Below are 221 nucleotides of genomic sequence, written 5' to 3'. Positions count from 1 at the left end.
AAGCAGCAGCCTCATACTGGAAAGATTATTTGCTGGGCTATGATCAACAAACGTCGATTCCAACCGGAAAAGTCGGCGCGAAAGCGGACGGTGCACAATTTGAGCATGTGTTGTGCGATCTAGGTAAGGATTTGACAGGGCGCATGGAAATGGTAGCCAAGCAGTACCACGTGACCCCGAATACATTACTGCAAACAGCCTGGGGCTTACTGCTTCAAAAG

General features: G+C 49.3%; 1 protein-coding gene. It reads left to right on the top strand.

Annotated features, from left to right (window positions below):
• A partial coding sequence (locus tag HFD99_RS25405) for a condensation domain-containing protein (protein WP_167441123.1) occupies positions 1–221 on the top strand: 221 nt, incomplete at both ends.

The sequence above is a fragment of the Paenibacillus sp. EKM301P genome (genome assembly GCF_011800295.1).
Lineage (GTDB): Bacteria > Bacillota > Bacilli > Paenibacillales > Paenibacillaceae > Paenibacillus > Paenibacillus polymyxa.
This window is presented reverse-complemented; position numbering and strand designations above follow the sequence as displayed.